Origin of the sequence: Qipengyuania nanhaisediminis (assembly GCF_045862805.1) — a bacterium.
In the GTDB taxonomy this organism is placed as follows: Bacteria; Pseudomonadota; Alphaproteobacteria; order Sphingomonadales; family Sphingomonadaceae; genus Erythrobacter; species Erythrobacter nanhaisediminis_A.
Genome location: NZ_AP025760.1, coordinates 753,395 through 772,841 on the forward strand (window position 1 = coordinate 753,395; position 19,447 = coordinate 772,841).

At 65.8% G+C, this 19,447-nt stretch carries 19 protein-coding genes and 1 tRNA gene; 12 read left to right on the forward strand and 8 right to left on the reverse strand.

Annotated elements, in window-relative coordinates:
- Positions 1 to 292: 292 nt before the first annotated feature.
- A complete protein-coding gene (locus tag ACKTSM_RS03710; protein WP_407875783.1) occupies positions 293 to 1,933 on the forward strand; it encodes a recombinase family protein in 1,641 nt (546 codons plus the stop codon).
- On the opposite strand, the gene ACKTSM_RS03715 is transcribed toward ACKTSM_RS03710, so the two are convergent.
- A tRNA-Leu gene (locus ACKTSM_RS03715) sits at positions 1,895 to 1,981 on the reverse strand. The genes ACKTSM_RS03710 and ACKTSM_RS03715 overlap by 39 nt on opposite strands.
- Positions 1,982 to 2,113: 132 nt before the next feature.
- The gene (locus ACKTSM_RS03720; RefSeq protein ID WP_407875784.1) at positions 2,114 to 3,187 is read right to left on the reverse strand and encodes an MJ0042-type zinc finger domain-containing protein; all 1,074 of its coding nucleotides are present in this window, start codon (positions 3,185 to 3,187) and stop codon (positions 2,114 to 2,116) included.
- Positions 3,188 to 3,314: 127 nt separating this feature from the next.
- On the opposite strand from ACKTSM_RS03720, the gene ftsE reads away from it, so the two are divergent.
- Genes ftsE through ACKTSM_RS03740 form a run of 4 tightly spaced genes read left to right on the forward strand, consistent with a single transcriptional unit; the run spans position 3,315 to position 6,226 of the window.
- Positions 3,315 to 4,061: a cell division ATP-binding protein FtsE gene (gene ftsE, locus ACKTSM_RS03725; protein ID WP_407875785.1), complete on the forward strand. Its 747-nt coding sequence runs from the start codon at positions 3,315 to 3,317 to the stop codon at positions 4,059 to 4,061.
- The gene (locus tag ACKTSM_RS03730; RefSeq protein ID WP_407875786.1) at positions 4,058 to 4,990 is read left to right on the forward strand and encodes a cell division protein FtsX; all 933 of its coding nucleotides are present in this window, start codon (positions 4,058 to 4,060) and stop codon (positions 4,988 to 4,990) included. Before ftsE ends, ACKTSM_RS03730 begins: the two co-directional genes overlap by 4 nt.
- Positions 4,991 to 4,994: 4 nt before the next feature.
- A complete protein-coding gene (locus tag ACKTSM_RS03735) occupies positions 4,995 to 5,531 on the forward strand; it encodes a YdcF family protein (RefSeq protein ID WP_407875787.1) in 537 nt (178 codons plus the stop codon).
- An 8-nt stretch (positions 5,532 to 5,539) separates the two neighbouring features.
- The gene (locus ACKTSM_RS03740; RefSeq protein ID WP_407875788.1) at positions 5,540 to 6,226 is read left to right on the forward strand and encodes a lysophospholipid acyltransferase family protein; all 687 of its coding nucleotides are present in this window, start codon (positions 5,540 to 5,542) and stop codon (positions 6,224 to 6,226) included.
- Between the two features lie 7 nt (positions 6,227 to 6,233).
- On the opposite strand, the gene ACKTSM_RS03745 is transcribed toward ACKTSM_RS03740, so the two are convergent.
- Together ACKTSM_RS03745 and hisC are read right to left on the reverse strand one after the other, a co-directional pair.
- The gene (locus ACKTSM_RS03745) at positions 6,234 to 7,142 is read right to left on the reverse strand and encodes a prephenate/arogenate dehydrogenase family protein (RefSeq protein WP_407875789.1); all 909 of its coding nucleotides are present in this window, start codon (positions 7,140 to 7,142) and stop codon (positions 6,234 to 6,236) included.
- Positions 7,139 to 8,260 carry a histidinol-phosphate transaminase gene (gene hisC / locus ACKTSM_RS03750; RefSeq protein WP_407875790.1) on the reverse strand — a complete coding sequence of 374 codons (1,122 nt, stop codon included), beginning with the start codon at positions 8,258 to 8,260 and terminating at the stop codon, positions 7,139 to 7,141. The genes ACKTSM_RS03745 and hisC overlap by 4 nt, the downstream gene beginning before the upstream one ends.
- Before the next feature lie 84 nt (positions 8,261 to 8,344).
- On the opposite strand from hisC, the gene ACKTSM_RS03755 reads away from it, so the two are divergent.
- Together ACKTSM_RS03755 and metW are read left to right on the forward strand one after the other, a co-directional pair.
- A complete protein-coding gene (locus tag ACKTSM_RS03755) occupies positions 8,345 to 9,457 on the forward strand; it encodes a homoserine O-acetyltransferase (protein WP_407875791.1) in 1,113 nt (370 codons plus the stop codon).
- On the forward strand, positions 9,454 to 10,059 hold the full coding sequence (gene metW / locus ACKTSM_RS03760) for a methionine biosynthesis protein MetW (protein WP_407875792.1): 606 nt from the start codon (positions 9,454 to 9,456) through the stop codon (positions 10,057 to 10,059). The genes ACKTSM_RS03755 and metW overlap by 4 nt, the downstream gene beginning before the upstream one ends.
- 4 nt (positions 10,060 to 10,063) lie before the next feature.
- Here the strand turns inward: metW and ACKTSM_RS03765 are convergent, their stop codons facing one another.
- Positions 10,064 to 10,456 (reverse strand): VOC family protein, encoded by a 393-nt coding sequence (locus ACKTSM_RS03765; RefSeq protein ID WP_407875793.1) that lies wholly within the window; start codon positions 10,454 to 10,456, stop codon positions 10,064 to 10,066.
- 116 nt (positions 10,457 to 10,572) lie between these two features.
- On the opposite strand from ACKTSM_RS03765, the gene ACKTSM_RS03770 reads away from it, so the two are divergent.
- The 4 genes from ACKTSM_RS03770 to ACKTSM_RS03785 all read left to right on the forward strand — a co-directional run bounded on the left by ACKTSM_RS03770 (position 10,573) and on the right by ACKTSM_RS03785 (position 14,563).
- Positions 10,573 to 10,980 carry a hypothetical protein gene (locus tag ACKTSM_RS03770; RefSeq protein ID WP_407875794.1) on the forward strand — a complete coding sequence of 136 codons (408 nt, stop codon included), beginning with the start codon at positions 10,573 to 10,575 and terminating at the stop codon, positions 10,978 to 10,980.
- A 46-nt stretch (positions 10,981 to 11,026) separates the two neighbouring features.
- A complete protein-coding gene (locus tag ACKTSM_RS03775) occupies positions 11,027 to 11,698 on the forward strand; it encodes a glutathione S-transferase family protein (RefSeq protein WP_407875795.1) in 672 nt (223 codons plus the stop codon).
- A 21-nt stretch (positions 11,699 to 11,719) separates the two neighbouring features.
- Positions 11,720 to 12,139, forward strand: coding sequence for a peptide-methionine (R)-S-oxide reductase MsrB (gene msrB, locus ACKTSM_RS03780; protein ID WP_407875796.1), 420 nt, complete (start codon positions 11,720 to 11,722; stop codon positions 12,137 to 12,139).
- A 153-nt stretch (positions 12,140 to 12,292) separates the two neighbouring features.
- Positions 12,293 to 14,563: a transglycosylase domain-containing protein gene (locus tag ACKTSM_RS03785; RefSeq protein WP_407875797.1), complete on the forward strand. Its 2,271-nt coding sequence runs from the start codon at positions 12,293 to 12,295 to the stop codon at positions 14,561 to 14,563.
- 72 nt (positions 14,564 to 14,635) lie between these two features.
- Here ACKTSM_RS03785 and ACKTSM_RS03790 read toward each other — a convergent pair whose 3' ends face one another.
- The 3 genes from ACKTSM_RS03790 to hflK all read right to left on the reverse strand — a co-directional run bounded on the left by ACKTSM_RS03790 (position 14,636) and on the right by hflK (position 18,366).
- Positions 14,636 to 16,162 (reverse strand): Do family serine endopeptidase, encoded by a 1,527-nt coding sequence (locus tag ACKTSM_RS03790; protein ID WP_407875798.1) that lies wholly within the window; start codon positions 16,160 to 16,162, stop codon positions 14,636 to 14,638.
- 175 nt (positions 16,163 to 16,337) lie between these two features.
- Entirely contained in the window at positions 16,338 to 17,180 is an 843-nt protein-coding gene (gene hflC, locus ACKTSM_RS03795) for a protease modulator HflC (RefSeq protein WP_407875799.1), read from the reverse strand.
- A 1-nt stretch (position 17,181) separates the two neighbouring features.
- Complete coding sequence (hflK, locus tag ACKTSM_RS03800; protein ID WP_407875800.1) at positions 17,182 to 18,366, reverse strand: protease modulator HflK; 1,185 nt, start codon at positions 18,364 to 18,366, stop codon at positions 17,182 to 17,184.
- A gap of 77 nt (positions 18,367 to 18,443) precedes the next feature.
- On the opposite strand from hflK, the gene ACKTSM_RS03805 reads away from it, so the two are divergent.
- Positions 18,444 to 19,445, forward strand: a complete 1,002-nt coding sequence (locus ACKTSM_RS03805; protein ID WP_407875801.1) for an Mrp/NBP35 family ATP-binding protein — start codon at positions 18,444 to 18,446, stop codon at positions 19,443 to 19,445.
- Positions 19,446 to 19,447 lie beyond the last annotated feature (2 nt).

Sequence of the window (19,447 nt, forward strand, 5' to 3'; positions counted from 1 at the left end):
TTCACTCGCCTGTCGCTTGAACTTATCGGCGAGGACGCTCTCAAGGAGACACTAAATGATTAGCTATCCAAAGCCCAGCCGAACAACAAATTCGAAAGGAGCAGCTAAAATGGCTGGGAAAGGCGCCTGTCAGGACGAAATCAGTAGGTTCTTGCTCGATCTATTGAAACATATCGCGAGGGAGGATCGCAGCTTACGTGCGCGGCGAGCGCATATGAGAAAAGCCCTTTCGAAGGTTCGAGAGTAAGGTGCTGCTCAAATCTCGATGCCGCTTGGACAATGAGTCGAAGACATGAAAATTGATCGCCCCGCCAATCGTCCCCGCGCCTACGGCTATGTCAGAGTCAGCACGGCAGAGCAGGCGGAACACAAAACTTCTTTGCGTCAGCAGAAAGTTGATCTGCAGAATTGCTGCGCTAAGCAAGGCATCGATCTTATCGAAATCTTTGTTGAGCCGGGACTCTCCGGGTCGGACTGGAAGAGGCCCGAGTTCAATCGGATGTTACTGCTCGCCACTGGCGAGGACCATCCGGTCGATTACATCGTGGCAGCAGACATGGCTCGCTTGGCGCGCGACGTCGAATTGATCGTTACCACCCAAGGTCAGCTGAAACGAGCCGGCGTTAAATGTCTGTTCGCCTACCAGACCTTCGAAGACAGCCACTTTGGCATGCTGCATCAGCTGCTGACCGGTTGGCAGGATCAAGACGCGATTGTGAAAGCGTCAACGAACACTCGCCGTGGTCTCAGGGGCACTGCTGAAGAAGGGTTCTGGCCAGGCGGAACGGTTCCGCTCGGCTATGAATCTCGCACCGTGGAAATCAGAGGAAAGAAAGAAAAGAAAAAGCTCTTCATCAAGGAAGCTGAAGCACGGATCGTTCGCAAGATTTTTGACCTCGCCGAGCGCGGTATCGACGGAACTCCAATGGGAGGCCGAGCAATAGCCGAATACCTCAATAAGCGCGGCTATACCCGTCGTGGCGGCAAGTTCCACAATTCGAACATCGCGGGCATCCTGTCGCGGCCTCACTATCTAGGAGAGTTTCCGGGCAACAAGTTCGACGAGCGGGGGAACCTACTGCCGGAAGATGAGTGGACGATGGTCGAGTGTCCCCAGCTCATTTCGAAAGAGAAATTCGATCACGTGGCCGCCCTTCGCGCCACCCGCGCTCCGAGAAACACTGCTCCGCGCATCGTCAACGGCCCCACGCTGCTGATCGACATCGCTCACTGCGGCGTGCCAAATTGTGGTGCGGGCATGACTGTCGCGACCGGAGGCTCCGGTAGATATCGCTATTACAAGTGCAATGAACGCACCAACCGCGGCGCTTCCTCCTGCTCTTGTCCTAATGTGCGCACCGACAAGCTCGACCCGCTCGTTATGGAAGTGGTTGCCGAAAAGATCTTCGATCAAGACAATCTCGAGAGGTTGCTCGGCCGCGTCCTCGACACTTCTGACGACGCCCGCAAGCGCAAACGCCTTGAACTTCAACAGTGCGAAGAGAGGATCGTCGAAGCACGTAAGCGTCTCTCAAATCTGCACGATGGGATCGAGATCGGCACGATCTCCGCTCGTGATCCGGATATCGCTTCGCGGATCAAGGAGAGAAGGGCGGAAATTGATAGTCTGAACAGCACCGCGAACATACTGCGCCAGCAGTTGGATCGTGGACCAGCCAAGATCACACCTACTGCTGTCCGCAAGTTCGGAAAGATCGTCCGCCAGAACCTAATCCATGGCGATAGCGACGTGAGGCAGCGCATCGCGCGAGCTTTCATCAGCTGCATTCGGATTGGATCAAGGATCGAGATTGAGGGCGAGACCGCAGCGCTCGAACATGGGGTTGCTGCAGTCGCGCGGTCAAAGGGTGAATTGCCCACCTTTGACCGGAAATGGTGCGGTCGAGAAGACTCGAACTTCCACGGGCGTTAGCCCACAACGACCTCAACGTTGCGCGTCTACCAGTTCCGCCACGACCGCACTCGGGTTTGCAGGGCGCATCGGCGATGCCGCCCTCGGTAGGCGCGCGCCTCTAGCAAGGGGCCGCAGGCGGCGCAAGAGCTTTGATCGGAGAATGTGAAGGCGGCCTCGGCGACCCGGCGGCGCACCCGGTCAGTTGGGCGCCCAGCCGATATAGGCAGCGCGCGCGGCGGGCGGGATATCGGTGATCGCCTCGGCCACGTTGAGGCTTTCGCCCGGCGCCAGCTCGCGCTTGGCGGGGACCACGATCCAGTTGCCGACATTGCGCTCGCGCTCGTCGCGGAACACCACGAGCAGGTTCGGAACGGCGATGGTTTCGCTGCCGGTATTGGCGATCGTGCCGCGCACGCGGAAGATCTCCTCGCCGTTTTCGAGACGCTCCTTGCGCTGCTCGCCATCGGGGAAATCGAGCGCGAGATCGGCCTCGCCCACGCCGAAGGTCGGGCGCTGGATCGGCACCCATTCGGGCAGGCCGTAATAATTGACCGCGACCACGGTGCCGGTCGCGAGCACGGCGAACGCGGCCGCCGCGATCGTCCACATCTTGAGCGAATTGCGCCGCCTGGTGAAAGGCGGGCTGTAATCGAAGCTCGAGCCTTCGTGGGCATCGGCGCTGTCGTCGTAATCGTATCCGCCCGGCCCGTGCGCATCGTCGTGCGCATCGTCATGCGGGGAGGCGAGCGTGTCGGGGATCGCGGTGTCCTCGTCATGCTCGTGCGTCGTGGCGGAAGGCTCGTCGCGGCTTGCGAGCGCGGCTGCGCCGATACCGCCAGCGCCTGCGTCCGCGGCGCGGCCCGTATCGGGATGCTCGCCATTGCGCCAGTGATCGATCGAGGGGCCGCTCGGCTCCTCGGCCGATCCGGGCTCGCTGCCCTGATGCGGCGGGGCAGGCGCCGGGGCAGGCGGCTGGGCAGGCGCGGGGGCGGGAGACGAGGTGGGTGCAGGCGTCGGAGCAGGCGTCGCGCCAGTCCGGGCTGCTGCGGCCTTCGCGACCTGTTCGCGCGGACGTGCCGTGTCGGCGGGTTGAGGATCCTGATGCCAGCTATGCTTGCACTTGGCACAGCGCACCGTGCGCCCGTCACCGCCAATCGCGGTTTCGGGCACGACATAACGCGTTCCGCAGGCCGGGCAGCTTATGATCATTGCCCCTGCGGCATGTGCCAGCCGCGCGGCGCAGACAAGGGCGCGGGCGGCTGCGATGCGCATTTCGCCCGCTTTTTCCACATGGAAGGCGCGCGGGGCGCACGCGCGCCGGGTCGCGGGCCGATTTAGGGGGCGAAAGCTGCATCAGCGCCCTTTCCCCACCCGATAGGCGCTGATAAAGCCGCCAGCGATGAGCGAGCGCGCGGCCGAAATCGTGAAATTCGACAATGTCGGTCTGCGCTACACCGCCGACACCGAAGTGCTGAGCGATCTCAGCTTCACGCTCTATCCCGGCAGCTTCTATTTCCTCACCGGTGCCAGTGGCGCAGGAAAGACCAGCCTCCTTAAGCTGCTCTATCTCGCGCAGCGCCCCTCGCGCGGGGCGATCCGGATGTTCGGCAAGGACATGATCACCCTGCCGCGCCAGCGCCTGCCCGATTTCCGCCGGCGGCTGGGCGTGGTGTTCCAGAACTTCCGGCTCGTCCAGCACCTGTCGGCCTTCGACAACGTGGCGCTGCCGCTGCGGCTGGCAGGGACCAGCGAGACTCGGGTCATCAAGGCGGTCGGCGACATGCTCGAATGGGTCGGGCTCGCGCACCGCGCCCAGGCGATCCCGGCGACCATGTCGGGCGGCGAACAGCAGCGCGTGGCGATCGCGCGCGCGGTGATCGCGCGTCCGCAGATCCTGATCGCCGACGAGCCGACCGGCAATGTCGATCCGGAAATGGCCCTGAAGCTGCTGCGCCTGTTCGAGGCGCTCAACAACAGGGTGGGGACCACGGTGATCGTCGCCACCCACGATGTGCACCTGCTCAAGAAGGTGCCAGATTCGCTGATCATGCGGCTTCACAAGGGGCGGCTCTCCGATCCCACCGGCGCGCTGCGCTATCCGCCGCGCCCAGCCATGGGCACGAGCGGGGCGAGGGGGCGGCCATGACGAAGAACGCACCTGCCGCTGCTCACCCCGGCGTGCCGCTCGCAACCGGAGAGGCGAAGGCGAGCACCCGCCTGCTTCCCCAGACGCGGTTCGGCGGGCCGATGCCGTGGGTGATCGCGATCCTCATCGCTCTGGTGGTGATCGCGGCTGCGGGCGGGCTGGCGCTGAGGGGGCTGGCCGAAAATGCCCGCGCCGAACTGTCAGGCGCTCTCACGGTCCAGATCGTCGAAGCCAACGGCGAGAGCCGCGCCGCCTTGGCCGAGGCCGCCGCTGCCGCGCTTGCCGATGATCGGCTCGTCACATCGGTCCGCATCGTCCCCGAGAGCGAGCTTGCCGCCCTGCTCGAACCCTGGCTCGGCGCGAGTGCCGCGAGCGGCGACGTGCCGATCCCGGCGCTGATCGATGTCGAATTGTCGCGCCAGGCCACCGCGCGGGAAATCGCGCGGCTGCGCGAGACGCTCGACACACTCGCCCCGGGCATTCGCGTCGATGCGCAGTCGCAATGGCTCGGCCCGGTCTATGATGCGCTCGCGGCCCTGCAATATCTCGCGCTGGCGCTGATCGCGCTGATCGCCTTCGCCACGGCCGCCGCGGTCTGGCTGGCCGCGCGCAACGCCTTTGCCAATCACCGCGAGACGGTCGAGATCATCCACCTGCTGGGCGGGACCGATGCGCAGGTGACCCGCATCTTCCAGCGCGCGGTGCTTCGCGATGCGATCTTTGGCGGCTTGATCGGGCTTGCGCTGGGGATCGGCGCGGTCTGGCTCCTCGGCCGCCAGTTCGCCGCGCTCGAAAGCGGGATGGTCGCAGGCGGCGGTCTCGGCTGGACCGATTGGGCGGTCATCGCGGCAATTCCGGTGGGCGGAGTGGTGCTCGCGCTCATTACCGGGCGCATAACGATCGGCTTTGCGCTAAGGCAGATGCTGTAAACCCATGAAAGTCCTTGGCACTCTCCTGTCGATACCGCTGCTCGCCTGGGCGCTCGGTTTCCTGTGGTTCGCGGTTGCATTGCCGCAGCCTGCCGGCTCGATCGCAACAGACGCGGTGATCGTGCCCACCGGCGGAGCGGGTCGGATCGCACAGGGTCTTGCCGTGCTCGACCAGGGGCAGGCGCAGAAGATGCTGGTGACCGGGGTCGACCCGGAAGTGACCCCGGGCGAATTCGCCGCCGAATTCGGTGTCCACGAGGACCGCATGGCGTGTTGCATCACGCTCGGCTTTCGCGCGGTCGACACCCGCACCAATGCGACCGAGACCGCCGACTGGGTCGAGGCCAATGCAATCCGTTCGCTGCGGCTGGTGACCACTGACTGGCACATGCGCCGCGCGGCAGGAGAGCTCGACCGCACGCTTCCCGCCGATATCGAGGTGGTGCGCGACGCGGTGCCCTCGCAGCCAAGCCTTGCGAGCCTGTTTCTCGAATATCACAAGCTGCTCGCAAGCTGGCTTGCGGGCCTGTTCGGGCTGTGATGCGCGCGATGGCCATTCTTCGCAGCCTCGTCTTCTACCCGGTTTTCTACGCCGGGAGCGCGCTGTTCGTCATCGCCTCGATCCTCGCGGTTCCCTTCGGGCGCGAGCGGCTGAAGCGGGCGGTGGCACAATGGGGCGCGTGGCATCGCTGGTGCGTCACCCATATTCTCGCCATCGCGATTGCGGTCGAAGGCGACATTCCCGATGGTCCGGTGCTGATCGCGGTCAAGCATGAGAGCTTTTTCGAAGCGATCGACATGCCGCACCTCTTCGCTTTCCCCAGCGTGTTCGCCAAGCGCGAGCTGTTCCGGATCCCGGGCTGGGGATACGTCGCGAGGATCTATGGCCTCGTCCCGGTCGCGCGCGAACGCGGGGCGCGGACCTTGCGCGAAATGATCGCGAGCGCGCGGGTGCGGGTGAGCGAGGGCCGCCCGCTGGTGATCTTTCCCGAGGGCACGCGTGTGCCCCACGGCAGCGCGCCGCGGCTGCAATCGGGTTTTGCGGGCATTTACAAGCTGCTCGGCCTTCCGGTCGTGCCGATCGCGGTGAACAGCGGCTCGCTCTATCACCACCTGGTCAAGCGACCGGGCACGATCACCTACAAGGTCGGCGAAACCATTCCTGCCGGCCTGCCGCGCGCCGAGATCGAAGCGCGCGTCCACAAGGCGATCAACGCGCTCAACCCGGACACCTGATCGCGCGTCAGCCGTGGTCCTCGCGCCCGAAATCGGGGCGCTCGTCATCCTGGCCTTCCTCGATCACGGCGCGCCGGATTGCGCGGGTGCGGCTGAACAGGTCGTGCAGCGCCTCGCCATCGCCCGAACGGATCGCCCGTTGGAGCGCGGTCAAATCCTCGGTGAAACGGCCGAGCATTTCGAGCACGGCAGGACGGTTCGAAAGGAACACGTCGCGCCACATCACCGGGTCCGAGGCGGCGATGCGGGTGAAATCGCGGAAACCGCCGGCCGAATACTTGATCACTTCCGAACGCGTGACGTCTTCCAGATCGCTCGCCGTGCCGACAATGGTGAAGGCGATCAGATGCGGGATATGGCTGGTCACCGCGAGCACGAGGTCGTGATGCGCGGCCTCCATGATCTCGACACGCGCGCCGAGCGAAGTCCAGAAACCGGACAGCGCGGCGACGGCCTCCTCCTCGGCATCGTCGGGAGGGGTGAGAATGCACCAGCGATTGGTGAAGAGCGAGGCGAAACCGGCTTCGGGACCGCTCTGTTCGGTCCCGGCAACCGGATGAGCGGGAATGATGCACACGCCCGGCAGCGCGCGCTCGAGCGCTTCGGCGACGCTCTGCTTCGAGGAGCCGACATCGGAGACGATCGCGTGCGGCGAAAGCGCGCCGGCGATTTCGCGCGCGGCCTCTTCCATCGCACCCACCGGCACGCACAGCACCACCAGGTCCGCATCGCGCACCGCGTCGGCAGGATTGTCACAGACAGTGCCCACAAGACCGCGTTCGCGCGCCTTTTCGCGCACGCGCGGATCGCGATCATAGCCGGCAGTGGCGATTGCGCCCGCGTGCTCGCGCACCGCCAGCCCGATCGACCCGCCAAGCAGGCCCAGCCCGATGATGGCAAGGCGTGTGATGGTCACCGCGCTTCTCCGCACAAGGTTTGCAGGGTTGCGGCAACGCGATCCATGTCCGCGCTCGTGCCGATCGTGATGCGCAACGCATCCCCAAGCCCCTGGCCCGGCAGGTGGCGCACCGCGTAGCCCGCCTCGGCCAGCGCATCGAGCGCAGCGGGCGCGCTGACGGCGCCGGTGAAGCGCACCAGCACAAAATTGGCCTCGCTCGGCACCGCGACGAGACCGTGATTGCCCAGCGCCTCGATCGCGGCGACGAAGCGCGCGCGTTCGGAGGCATTGTGCGCCCGGCTTTCGGCGACGAAACGCTGGTCGCCGAGCGCGGCCCGGGCTGCCTCTTGGCCGCTGGTGGTGACGTTGAACGGTCCGCGAATGCGGTTGAGCGCATCGATCAAGGCGGGCGCCCCGGTCGCCCAGCCGATCCGTTCGGCGGCAAGACCATAGATCTTGGAAAAGGTCCGCGTGACGAGCACGTTGTCATGGCTTTCGGCCAGGTCGAAGCCGGTGCGCTGGTGTTCGGGCGCAAGATATTCGGCATAGGCTTCGTCGAGCACGAACAGGACGTCTGCGGGCAGCCCCGCATGCAGCCGGCGCACCGTGTCGGGCGCCAGCCAGGTCCCGGTGGGATTGTTGGGATTGGCAAGGAAGACGACGCGGGTGCGCTCTGTCACGGCGGCCAGCATCGCATCGACATCGGCGGCAAAGTCGCGATCCGCGACCTCGACCGGATCGGCCCCGCAGCGGCGCGCGGCGATGTCGTAGACCGCGAAGGATCGAGCTGCGAACATCACCTCATCGCCTTGTCCGGCATAGGCTTGCGCTGCGAGATTGAGAAGTTCGTCCGACCCCGTCCCGCACACGATTCGCTCCGGGTCGAGCCCGTGCTGGCGGGCGATGGCTTCGCGCAGCGCGCTTGCGCCGGGATCGGGATAGGCGGCGGCCTGGTCGCGCGGGCGGGAAAGCACGTCGAGCGCGGCCGGGCTGGTGCCGAGCGGGTTCTCATTGGCCGACAGCTTGACGAGCCTGCGCCCGTCCGCCCCGCTCGACTTGCCGGGCGTATAGGCGTGGATACCGAGGATATAGGGCTTGGGCTTGGGCTTGGGCTGGAGCTGGGGCGTGCTGGTCATGGCGCGCCGGGCGATAACCGCTTCGCCGCGCCAAGAACAGCCCGATTGACACCGCGAGGCGGCTCGCCCAATCGCATATTGTCGATGAATGCCGCCTCCGCCTCGCCCGTCTTCGCCCTGCCAGGGCCGCTCGCGCTCGATAGCGGCGGGGTGCTCGAAGGCGCCGAAATCGCCTACCAGACCTATGGCAAGCTCGCGCCCGACGCGACGAACGCGGTGCTGGTGTGCCACGCGCTGACCGGCGACCAGCATGTCGCGAGCCCGCATCCCGTCACCGGCAAGCCCGGCTGGTGGGAGCGCATGGTCGGACCCGGCAAGCCGGTCGACACGGACCGCTATTTTGTCATCTGTGCCAATGTCATCGGAAGCTGCATGGGATCGACCGGCCCGGCGAGCCTTGCACCCGATGGCGCGCCCTATGCGATGCGCTTTCCGGTGATCACCATTCGCGACATGGTGCGCGGGGTGATCGCGCTGCTCGACGGGCTCGAGATCGAGCGGCTCCATGCGGTGATCGGCGGGTCGATGGGCGGGATGCAGGCGCTGAGCCTCGCCGCCAACTGGCCGACACGAGCCGAGCGGGTGATGGTGATCGCATCGACCGCGCGTCATTCGGCGCAGAACATCGCCTTTCACGAGGTCGGGCGCCAGGCGATCATGGCCGATCCGGCATGGGGTGAGGGCAGTTATTACGCGAGCGATGAACGGCCCGACAATGGCCTCGCCGTGGCGCGCATGGCAGCGCACATCACCTACCTGTCAGAGGCCGGACTGACCGCGAAATTCGGCCGCCGTCTGCAGGACCGGCCCGATGGCAGCGCGGGAACCAAGAGCTTCGGCTTCGACGCCGATTTCCAGGTCGAAAGCTATCTGCGCTACCAGGGCAGCGGTTTCACCCGCCGTTTCGATGCCAATTCCTACCTCTATATCACCCGCGCGATGGATTATTTCGACCTTGCCGAAGAGCACGGGGGGCGGCTCGCCGATGCCTTTGACGGCGCGCGCGCGCGTTTCTGCCTCGTCAGCTTCGATACCGACTGGCTCTATCCCACCAATGAGAGCCGCCACGTGGTCCACGCGCTCAACGCTGCCGGCGCCAAGGTCAGCTTTGTCGAACTGGCAGCGCCCCACGGCCATGACAGCTTCCTGCTCGAACACGAACAGCTCGACCGGGTGGTGCGGGGCTTTGTCGAATGAACGCTGATGTGCCCGGCGCCCTGCGAGCCGACCTCGCGGCAATTGCCAGCCATGTGACGCCTGCCTCGCGGGTGCTCGATATCGGCTGCGGTGATGGCGAATTGATGCGCGTGCTCGAGACGCAGAAGGGCTGCGACGTGCGCGGGATCGAGATCGATGCCGTGCAGGTCGAACGCTGCGTCGCGCGCGGGCTCTCGGTGGTCCAGGGCGATGCCAATAGCGACCTCGTCGACTATCCCGACCACGCCTTCGATTACGCGGTCCTGAGCCGCACGCTGCAGACCATGGCGCGGCCCGACAGGATCCTCGACGAATTGCTGCGCGTCGGCAGGCGCGCCTTCGTCTCGTTTCCCAATTTCGCCCATTGGCGCACCCGCGCAGCGCTCGCTCTTGGCGGCCGGATGCCGGTGACCCGCGCCTTGCCGGTGAGCTGGTACGAGACCGCGAACATCCACCACGTCACCGTCGCCGATTTCCGCGAACTGGTGCGCGCCCATGACATCAAGATCGCGCGCGAGTGGTTCTTTGCAGGCGACAGCGAAATCGGCGCGCCAGGAGCCAATTGGCGCGCCGAGTTCGCGGTGTTCGAATTGTCGCGCTAGCGGCCTATTCGGGGCGGTGGATGCCGCAGATCTTGTGGCCGTCGGGATCGGTGACATAGCACAGGTTCATCACCCCCATGCTGCCTTCGCGCGGGCCGGGCGGGTCTTCGATGCTGGTCCCGCCATTGGCGATCGCGACATCGTGGAGTTCCTGGACCTGTTCCATCGAATTGCACTTGAACCCGATGGTGAAGCCATTGGCGGTGTTGGCAGGCTTACCGTTGATCGGCTCGCTCACCGAGAAGGTGTCGCCGTTGTGGTTCCAGAACAGGCGGGTGTGGCCGGTATCGTTGACGTGTTCGAACGGCTCGCCCGCTCCGAGCACGCCGAGCACCGCGTTGTAGAATTTGCGCGAACGCTCGATATCGTTCGATCCGATCATGATGTGGTTGAGCATGATTGCCTTTCTCCCTCGTTGTGAGTGTGTGGGCGAGGGGTAGGACGCGGCGAGGCGTGCGACAACCGCTTTGTCGGTAGCCTTGCATTCATCGCCCGCACTATAGGAGAGCGCGCATGACCATGATCGCCTTCCTTGCCGCTTCGAGCGCGCTCGCAATGCAGGCTGCGCCTGTCCCTGAACCCGGTTCCCGGCCGGACGCTCCGGCGATCGCATCGCTCGACCAATTGCCGATCGAACAGGCCGCCGCCCCGCGCTGCGCGCTCGCCTTTGCCATGGCGATCCGCTGGCGCAATGCAGGCATGCCGGCGGGCGATGCCCATGGCGATCTCGACGCCGGGACCGCGCGCGAATTCTTCGTCCGTGCGCTCGCCCGACTTATCGACGACACCGGGATGACCAGCGCTCAGGTGGCAAGCCTGATGCAGGCCGAGGTCGCGCGTCTCGACAACGAGGCCGGGGCCGAACGCGTCGCGGCGATGATGCCCGCCTGCCGCGTGATGAAAGAGGCCGCCGGCCTGTAACAAGCGAGTGGAACTGGTCCCCGATCTGGGGCATTAGGGCTGCCATATGTGGCAGCTCCATCAATTTCCCCTGTGCCCTTTCTCGCGCAAGATCAGGCTGCTGATGGGCGAGAAGAACATCGCCTATGACCTCGTTCGGGTCGATCCCTGGGCGGCTTCGGACGATTTCTACAATCTCAACCCGGCCGGGCGCACCCCGGTGCTGGTCAATTCCGAAAAGGGCATCACGCTCGCCGACAGCCGCGCGATCGCCGAATACCTCGAAGAGACGGTCGAGAAATCGCCGATGATCAACGGCACTGCGCCCGGGCGTGCCGAGATCCGCCGGCTGGTCGCGCTGTTCGACGAGAATTTCTACGCCGATGTCACCGCGCCGCTGCTCAACGAACGGATGAAGAAACGCATCGTTCTGCGCCAGCCGCCCGACAGCCGCGCCCTGCGCGAGGCGATGCGGATGGCGCACGGCCATCTCGATTACATGGACTGGCTGATCGACAACCGCCCCTGGCTTGCCGGGTCGACCATGAGCCTGGCTGATCTTGCCGCCGCTGCGCAGATCTCGGTCGCCGACTATCTTGGCGGGATCGACTGGGCCGGCCACGAACAGACCCGCGGCTGGTATGCCGTGTTCAAGAGCCGCCCGAGTTTCCGTCCGCTGCTGTCCGAGCGTATGGACGTGATCAAGCCGCCTGCGCATTACGCGCTGGTCGATGGGTGATAACCCCGCAAAGGAGCCGCAATGGACGACAACGCGAGATCGATCACCGAGGCCGAATGGCGCGAGCGCCTGAGCGCCGAGCAGTTTCACGTCCTGCGCGAAGCAGGGACCGAGCGCGCCTTCACCGGCAAATATGACAAGTTCTACGAGGACGGCGAATATCTGTGCGCGGCCTGCGGCACCCGGCTGTTCATCAGCGCGGCAAAATACAATAGCGGTTGCGGCTGGCCCGCCTTCACCCGGCCCGCCGATGGCGAGGTGGTCGAGGAACACCGCGACACCTCGCACGGCATGATCCGCACCGAAGTCACCTGCGGCAATTGCGGGGGCCATCTCGGCCATGTCTTTCCCGACGGCCCGCCCGAGGAAGGGGGCTTGCGCTACTGCATCAATTCGGCAGCGCTCACCTTTGCGCCCGAAAGCGGCGAAAGCGCCGAATGATTAGGCGGCTCGGCGCGGCCCGTCCGCTGCTATCCCCCGCTCTGTCGCGGCGATTGTTCACCCCGGGTTACAACTCCTTTATGCAAGCCACCTCGAGCGCGCGGCTTGATTGGCGCGCCAGTGACCTTATCGGGGGCGATGTGATGGGACCCAATGTCCAGGCGGGCTGACCTTCTCCAGAATTCGACCAAGCGCGGCGCACGGCGTGCGGCGAGCGAGCGCGCCAAGGCCGCATCGGGTTCGGGCGGCGGCTCGGGCCGAAAGCGCAAGGGCAAGAAGCGTTCGGGCGGTGGTTCGGGCGGAGACGGCGAGGGTTCCTCGCGCCTTGGCCGCTGGGCCAAGCGCATCGCGCTGTGGACGGGCGCGGCGGCGCTGCTGGGTGCGGTCTTCCTCGCCTTCGCGGTCGGTTTCGCGGCGCGTTCGATCCCGAGCTATTACCAGCTCCAATCGAGCCAGGCCGGACAGACCATCCTCGTGCGTGCGCGCGACGGCAGCGAGATTGTCGAGATCGGGCCGAGCTTCGGCGAATGGCTCGAATACGAGGAAATCCCCGAGAACATGCGCAATGCAATGATCGCGGTCGAGGACCGGCGGTTCTGGTCGCATTTCGGGATCGACTTCTGGCGCACCGCGGGCGCGGTTGTCGAAGGGATCACCGGCACCCGCAGCAGGGTGGGCGGGACCTCGACCATCTCGCAGCAGCTTGCGCGCAACCTGTTCCTGTCCTCCAACCGCACATTCGACCGCAAGGCCCGCGAAGCGGTGCTTGCCATGGCGCTCGAATGGCGGTTTTCCAAGGAACAGATCCTCGAGCTTTATCTCAACAAGGTCTATTTCGGCGGCGGCGCCTACGGGGTGGACAGCGCCAGCCGCAAGTTCTTCAGCCATCCGGGCACCGAGCTGTCGGTCGCCGAGGCCGCGATCATCGCCGGTCTCGTCAAGGCGCCGAGCCGCTATTCGCCCACCGCCGACACCCAGGCCGCGGTCGACCGCGCGCAGGTGGTTCTGCGGCTGATGCGCGAACAGGGCTATATCAGCGTTGCCGAGGCGCGGGTCGATGTCGACACGGTCGAGATCAAGCAGCAGGCGGGCCAGAACTCGGTGCGCTATTTCACCGACTGGGCGCTGCCGCAGCTCGACATACTGCTGCCCGAAACCAATGCCCCGCTTGAGGTGTGGACCACGCTCGATGTCGGAATGCAGCGCGCCGCGACCGCCTCGATCGCCTCGAACGTGCCGTCGGGCACGCAGGGCGCGCTGGTCAGCATGGACCGCGACGGGGCGATCCTCGCGCTGGTCGGCGGGACCGATTACGTCGAGACAAATTTCAACCGCGCCACCAATGCCATGCGCCAGCCTGGCTCTTCATGGAAACTGTTCGTCTATCTCGCCGCGCTCGAGGCCGGCTACACGCCCGATGACCGGGTGGTCGACACCCCGGTGACGATCGACGGGTGGAGCCCGCGCAATTCCAACGGGCGCAATGTCGGCGAAACCAATCTGCGCACCGCCTTTGCCTATTCGATCAACACCGTCGCGGCCCAGCTCGGCAACGAGGTCGGGTTCGGGTCGGTCGCCTCGATGGCGCGGCGCTTTGGCGTCACCAGCCCGATCTCGACCTTCCCCTCGATGGTGCTCGGTTCGTCCGAGGTGCGGCTGATCGAGATGACCCGCGCCTTTGCCGGCGTGTCGGCAGGCGGGATCGGGGTCGAGCCCTACGGGATCGTCAAGGTCCAGACCGCGAGCGGCGAGGTGCTTTACGAGCACGAAGCCGCGCGCGAGCGGCGGCTGGTGCCCGATTACGTCGCGGCCGGGATCACCGACCTGCTCCAGGCGGCGGTCCAGACCGGAACGGGCCGCGCGGCGCAGATCGGGCGGCCGGTGGCAGGCAAGACCGGGACGACGAGTTCGAACAAGGATGGCTGGTTCGTCGGCTTTTCCAGCGGGATCACCACCGGCGTGTGGATGGGCCGCGACGATGCCCGTGCGGTCCCCGGCCTCCAGGGCGGGCGTGCACCCGCGCGCGCCTTTGCAGCCTATATGCGCTATGCGGTCAAGGATCGCCCGGTCGAGGATTTCGACACCGATCTCAACCTTCCCGAGTGGCTGCGCGAACCCGATGACGAGGACCTGTTCGGCGACCCGGAGGACTATTACTTCATCGACGAGCAGGGCAATCTGGTCGAACCCGGACGACGCGACCCGATCGGACAGCCCTTCGATGTCGAAGGCGAAAGTCGCGGACCGATCGTCGAGCCGCCTCCGGCGGTGAGCGAGGATTTTCTCGAGGAAGCGATCGGAGCGCCGGTGCGCGCACCGCCGCCGCCCCAGCAACCGCCGCCGCGAAGGGCGCCGCGCGAAACGCTCGACATCGCGCCCCCGCGCAACACTGCGCCGCCCGCCAACCGGCCCGGCGGAAACTGACCGCGAAAAAGAAAAGGCCCCGCGCGATCCGGTTCGCGCGGGGCCTTTCGCTTGTAAGTTTTGGCTGGCCGGTCAGCGCATCCGGATCGGCACGAAACGCGGCGGCGCGCCGCGGCGCTGAATCCTCAGGAGCAGCGCCTCGCGGTTGTCGATCCGCGCGGCGCGGATCTGTTCGCGCAGCGCCTCGATCGTGTCGACGCCCTGGTAATTGGCCGAAAGGATGATGTCGCCGCGGCGCAGGCCCTTGCGACCCGCATCCGAATTGGGATCGACCGCCCCGATGACGAGACCGCTGGTGCCTTCGGCGACGCCGAGGCTGCGCGCGATCTGCGGGGTCATTTCGAGCACCTGCAGGCCGATCGCCTCGGCGATCATTTCGTCCGATGTCTCGGCCCCCATCGGGCTCTCGGCATCGGGGTCGAAAGTCTGGTTCTGGCGACGCAGTTCGTCCTCGCTCGGGCGGCGGCCGAGTGTCGCGTTGACACTGACCCGCTGGCCGTCGCGCAGAAGCTCGATCGGGACCGTCTGGCCCGGAGCGATATTGGCGACGAGGAAGGATACCGTCTGTTCCGAGGTCACCTCGCGGCCATTGACGCGGGTGATGATGTCGCCGGGACGGAGACCTGCGCGCGAGGCGGCGCTGTCGTCCTGCACGGTCTGGACGATCTCGCCGCGATTGCGCCGCAGCCCTAGCGAATCGGCGAGGTCATCGCTCATCGGTTCGAGCCCGACGCCGAGATAGCCGCGCTCGATCTCGCGGCCTTCGCGCAATTGCTCGATGATCGGCTCGGCGATTTCGGCAGGGATCGCAAAGCCGATCCCCACGCTCCCGCCCGAAGGCGAGAAGATCGCGTTGTTGATGCCGATCACATTGCCGCGCATGTCGAACAGCGGGCCGCCCGAATTGCCGCGATTGATGCTGGCATCGGTCTGGATGTAGCGGTCATAGGCGCCGCCCTGGCCGGTATTGCGATAGACCGCCGAGACGATCCCGCTGGTCACCGTCCCGCCGAGGCCGAACGGGTTGCCGATCGCGACCACCCATTCGCCCACGCGGGTCTGCGAACTGTCGCCGAATTCGACGAAGGGGAAATTGCGGTCCGCGCGGATCTTGAGCACCGCGAGGTCGGATTGCGCGTCGGCCCCGACGAGGTCGGCCTCATATTCGGTCCCGTCGGGCATGGTGACGGTGATTTCCTCGAGCCGCGCGCGGTTGTCGGGGGTGATCACGTGATTGTTGGTGACGACGTAGCCATCGGCGCTGATGATGAAGCCCGAGCCCAGCGATTGCGCCTCGCGCCGCTGCGGCTGGTTGCCGCCGCGCCGGTTGAACAATTCGGCAAAGGGGGTGCCGGCAAACGGGTTGCGATTGACCTCGATCGACTGCCGGGTGGCGATATTGACCACCGCGGGCTGCAATTGCTCGGTCAGGTCGGCAAAGCTCGCGGGCGCGCCGGCAACCGGGACCACCCGGTCCATCACCGCATCGTCGTTCTGCGCCACCTGCGCCCCGGCGGGATAGCCGGTCATCAGCGAAACCGCCGCGCCTCCGACCAGGAGCGCGCTCGTCAGTCCATAGACATATCGCACGTTGTTCACGTCCTCTCGTTCCTTTTCCTGTTCGGGCTGCACTCTTGCGAGATAGGCCGCCGCTGCATTGTGTAAAGATACGCCCCCAGATGAGCGGGGATGCACTGAACCGCGAATGAAGCGCCGCGTCGCTGGTCCAAGTCAGTCAACGCTTCGTCGGTGAGGGGTTTTTCGAGCGACGCTGCTATCGCCCGTTGAACTGGTTGAAATACTCGTTGTCGGCATCGAGAACCATCGAGGAGCTGCCCTCGCCGTTGATGAAGGTTTGGCGGTAACTCTCCATCGCGCGGTAGAAATCATAGAAATCCGGGTCCTTGCCATAGGCATCGGCATAGATCGCCGCGGCCTCGGCATCCGCCTGTGCGCGGATGATCTGGGCGTTCTTGCGCCCCTGCGCACGGATGGTCTCGGCCTGTTCCTGGCGTTCGGAAATCATCCGGGTGAAGGCCGCCTGGAGCGGGGTTCCGTCAGGAAGGTCGGCGGCCTTGATCCGCACGTCGATGATCTGCGCCCCGTATTCACGCGCCTGGCGGTCGAGCGTGTCGCGGATCGAATTCATCGCGGTGCCGCGCTCCGCGGTCAGCAGGCTGGCAAAGGTGCGGCGGCCGAGCTCCTGGCGCAGCGCCGAGCGCAGGATCGGGGCGAGCTGGGCGTTCAGACGCTCCTCGTCACCCGAACGCTGGATCATCGTAACCGGCTGGATGATGCGATAGCGCGCATAGGCATTGACCCGGAGGCGCTGCTGGTCGCTGGTGAGCACCTGTTCGTTGTCCATGTCGAGATCGAGCACACGGCGCTCGACCATCTGCACCCGGTCGACGAACGGGATGCGATACCAGATGCCGGCACCGGTCTGCCCGAAAGGATCGTCGGGCGTGAACATGTTGACGATCTCGCGCGGTTCACCCGTGCGGATGATCACCGCCTGCTTGGTCTCGGGCGTCACGAACAGGGTCGAGAGCACGGCGGCGAGCACGACGAGAGCCGCCACGATGTAAAGGCGGTAAGTGGTCCAGATGTCGCTCATCTTACTGGCCTCCATCATTGGTGGTTCGCGATGCGTCGCCCGCTTGCGCCCTGCCGCGCCGTTCGACTTCGCGCAGCGGCAGATAGGGGGTCACCCCGTCGGCATCGATCACGGTCTTGTCGGTGCGGCTGAGCACCGCTTCCATTGTCTCGTAATAGAGCCGCCGCCGGGTCACTTCGGGGGCAAGGCGATATTCGGAATAGATCTGGTTGAACTGTTCGGCATCGCCTTCGGCCCGTGCGAGCAGGCGCTGCGAATAACGCCGCGCGCCGTTCAGTTCGCGCTCGGCATCCTGCTGGGCGGCGAGAACGTCGTTGAAGGCTTCGACCACCGGTTCGGGCGGGTCGGTCTTGTCGATGTCGATGCCCTGCACGTTGATCCCGGCGCCATAGCCATCGAGGATCGCCTGCATCCGGGTCTGGACATTGGCCTGGATGTCGGCGCGGCCCGCACCCGAAATCACCGTGTCGAGTGTCTTTTCCGCGACCGATGAGCGCATCGCGGTCTCGGCCACTTCGCGCACGGTCTCGACCGGGTCTTCGAGCTGGAATTGGAACAGGGGCAGATTGTTGATGTTCCAGCGCACCGAATAGCTGAGGTCGACGAGGTTCTGGTCGCCGGTCAGGATCAGCTTGCTGGGCACGTCCTCGGTACGGATCGCGACCACGTTCTCCTTTTCGACGACGCTGATCGGCCAGGGATAGGAAACATTGGTGCCCGGCCCGAACGAGCCGACATACTTGCCGCCGAAACGGGTGACGGTCGCCTCTTCGCCCGGCTGGACGAAGTGGACGCTGGTGAAAGCTGTCCAGATCACTGCGAGCCCGACGAGCAGGACCGGGACCCAGCTGCCGCCGCCGGGGCGTTCGGGGAGGCGCAGGCCCGGCCCGCCGCCGCCACCGGCGCGGCGCGGACCTTCGGGGCCGCGGTTCTTGAAGATGTCCTCGATACTGGCCGAACGCCGCCCGCCAGGCTTGCGCTGGCCGCTGGCGCCCGCGCCGCCGCCGGGAAGCCAGGGATTGCGCGGTCCGTCATCGCCGCTGCCGGTCTCGCCCCCAGCGCCATCGCCGCCATCGCCGCCATCGCTGCCAGAGCCGCCGCCATTTCCTGCAGGCTTGCCCCAGGGGTTTTTCTTGCCAGCCATGGCGAGGCCGGGAATGTGCTTGAGACCGTCAAAAATACGCATGACCAACCTTATAGGAACGCCCACCTTGGAAAAACAGGGGTTGGCGATTTGAATTTGGTGTTAGAGGGCTAACCGCAATGACGAAGCCAGACAATCCCGCTCCCGCTGCCGCCGCTGCCGAAGCCCGGATCCGCTCGGCGCTGCCGGTGGAGATTCACGGGCGTCTGCGCTCGGCGCGGATCACCGATCGGCGCGCTGTGGTGGTCGCCGAGGCAGGCGACCTGGGAGTCAAGGCGCGCGAGGAGCTCGAGGCGCTTATCACCGGCAATCTGAGCGCGCTCGACGACGTGGACGAGGTGCGCGTCGCGCTGGTCGCGGACCGTCGGCGGCGGATGATCATCGCGATCGGATCGGGCAAGGGCGGGGTCGGGAAATCGACGCTGACCGCCAATCTCGCGGTGGCGCTGGCAAGGATGGGGCGCAAGGTCGGAGTGATCGACGGCGATATTTACGGCCCCTCGCAGCCGCGCCTGCTCGCCACCGAGCGTGACAAGCCGATGAGCGAGGGCGACAGGCTCGTCCCCGTCACCAGCCCGCACGGGGTCAAGGTGCTTTCGATGGGCCATGTCGCCCCTCCCGGACGCGCGCTTGCATGGCGCGGGCCGATGGCGGGCAAGGCGCTCGGCCAGCTGGTCGATGCGGCCTGGGACGACACCGAACTGCTCCTTATCGACCTGCCGCCGGGCACCGGCGACGTGCAGATCTCGATGATGCAGGATTCCAGGCCCGATGGCGCGGTGCTGGTCTCCACGCCCCAGGACCTCGCGCTGCTCGATGCGGCGCGCGCCGGGCAATTGTTCGAGGACGGGAACGTGCCGATCATCGGGCTGGTCGAGAACATGGCCGGCTATGCCTGCCCGCATTGCGGCGAGGTGTCCGACCCCTTCGGCCAGGGCGGGGTCGAGACCTTCGCGCAAAGGCTCGAGATACCCTTTCTCGGGCGCGTGCCGCTGACGATCGCGACCCGGCTTGCCGGTGATGCGGGCAAGCCCCCGGCGGCCGTGGACGGCGAGGCATCAGCGCCCTTTACCGCGATTGCCGAGCGGCTCGACCGCTGGATCGCGAGCGGGGCGGTCTAGCC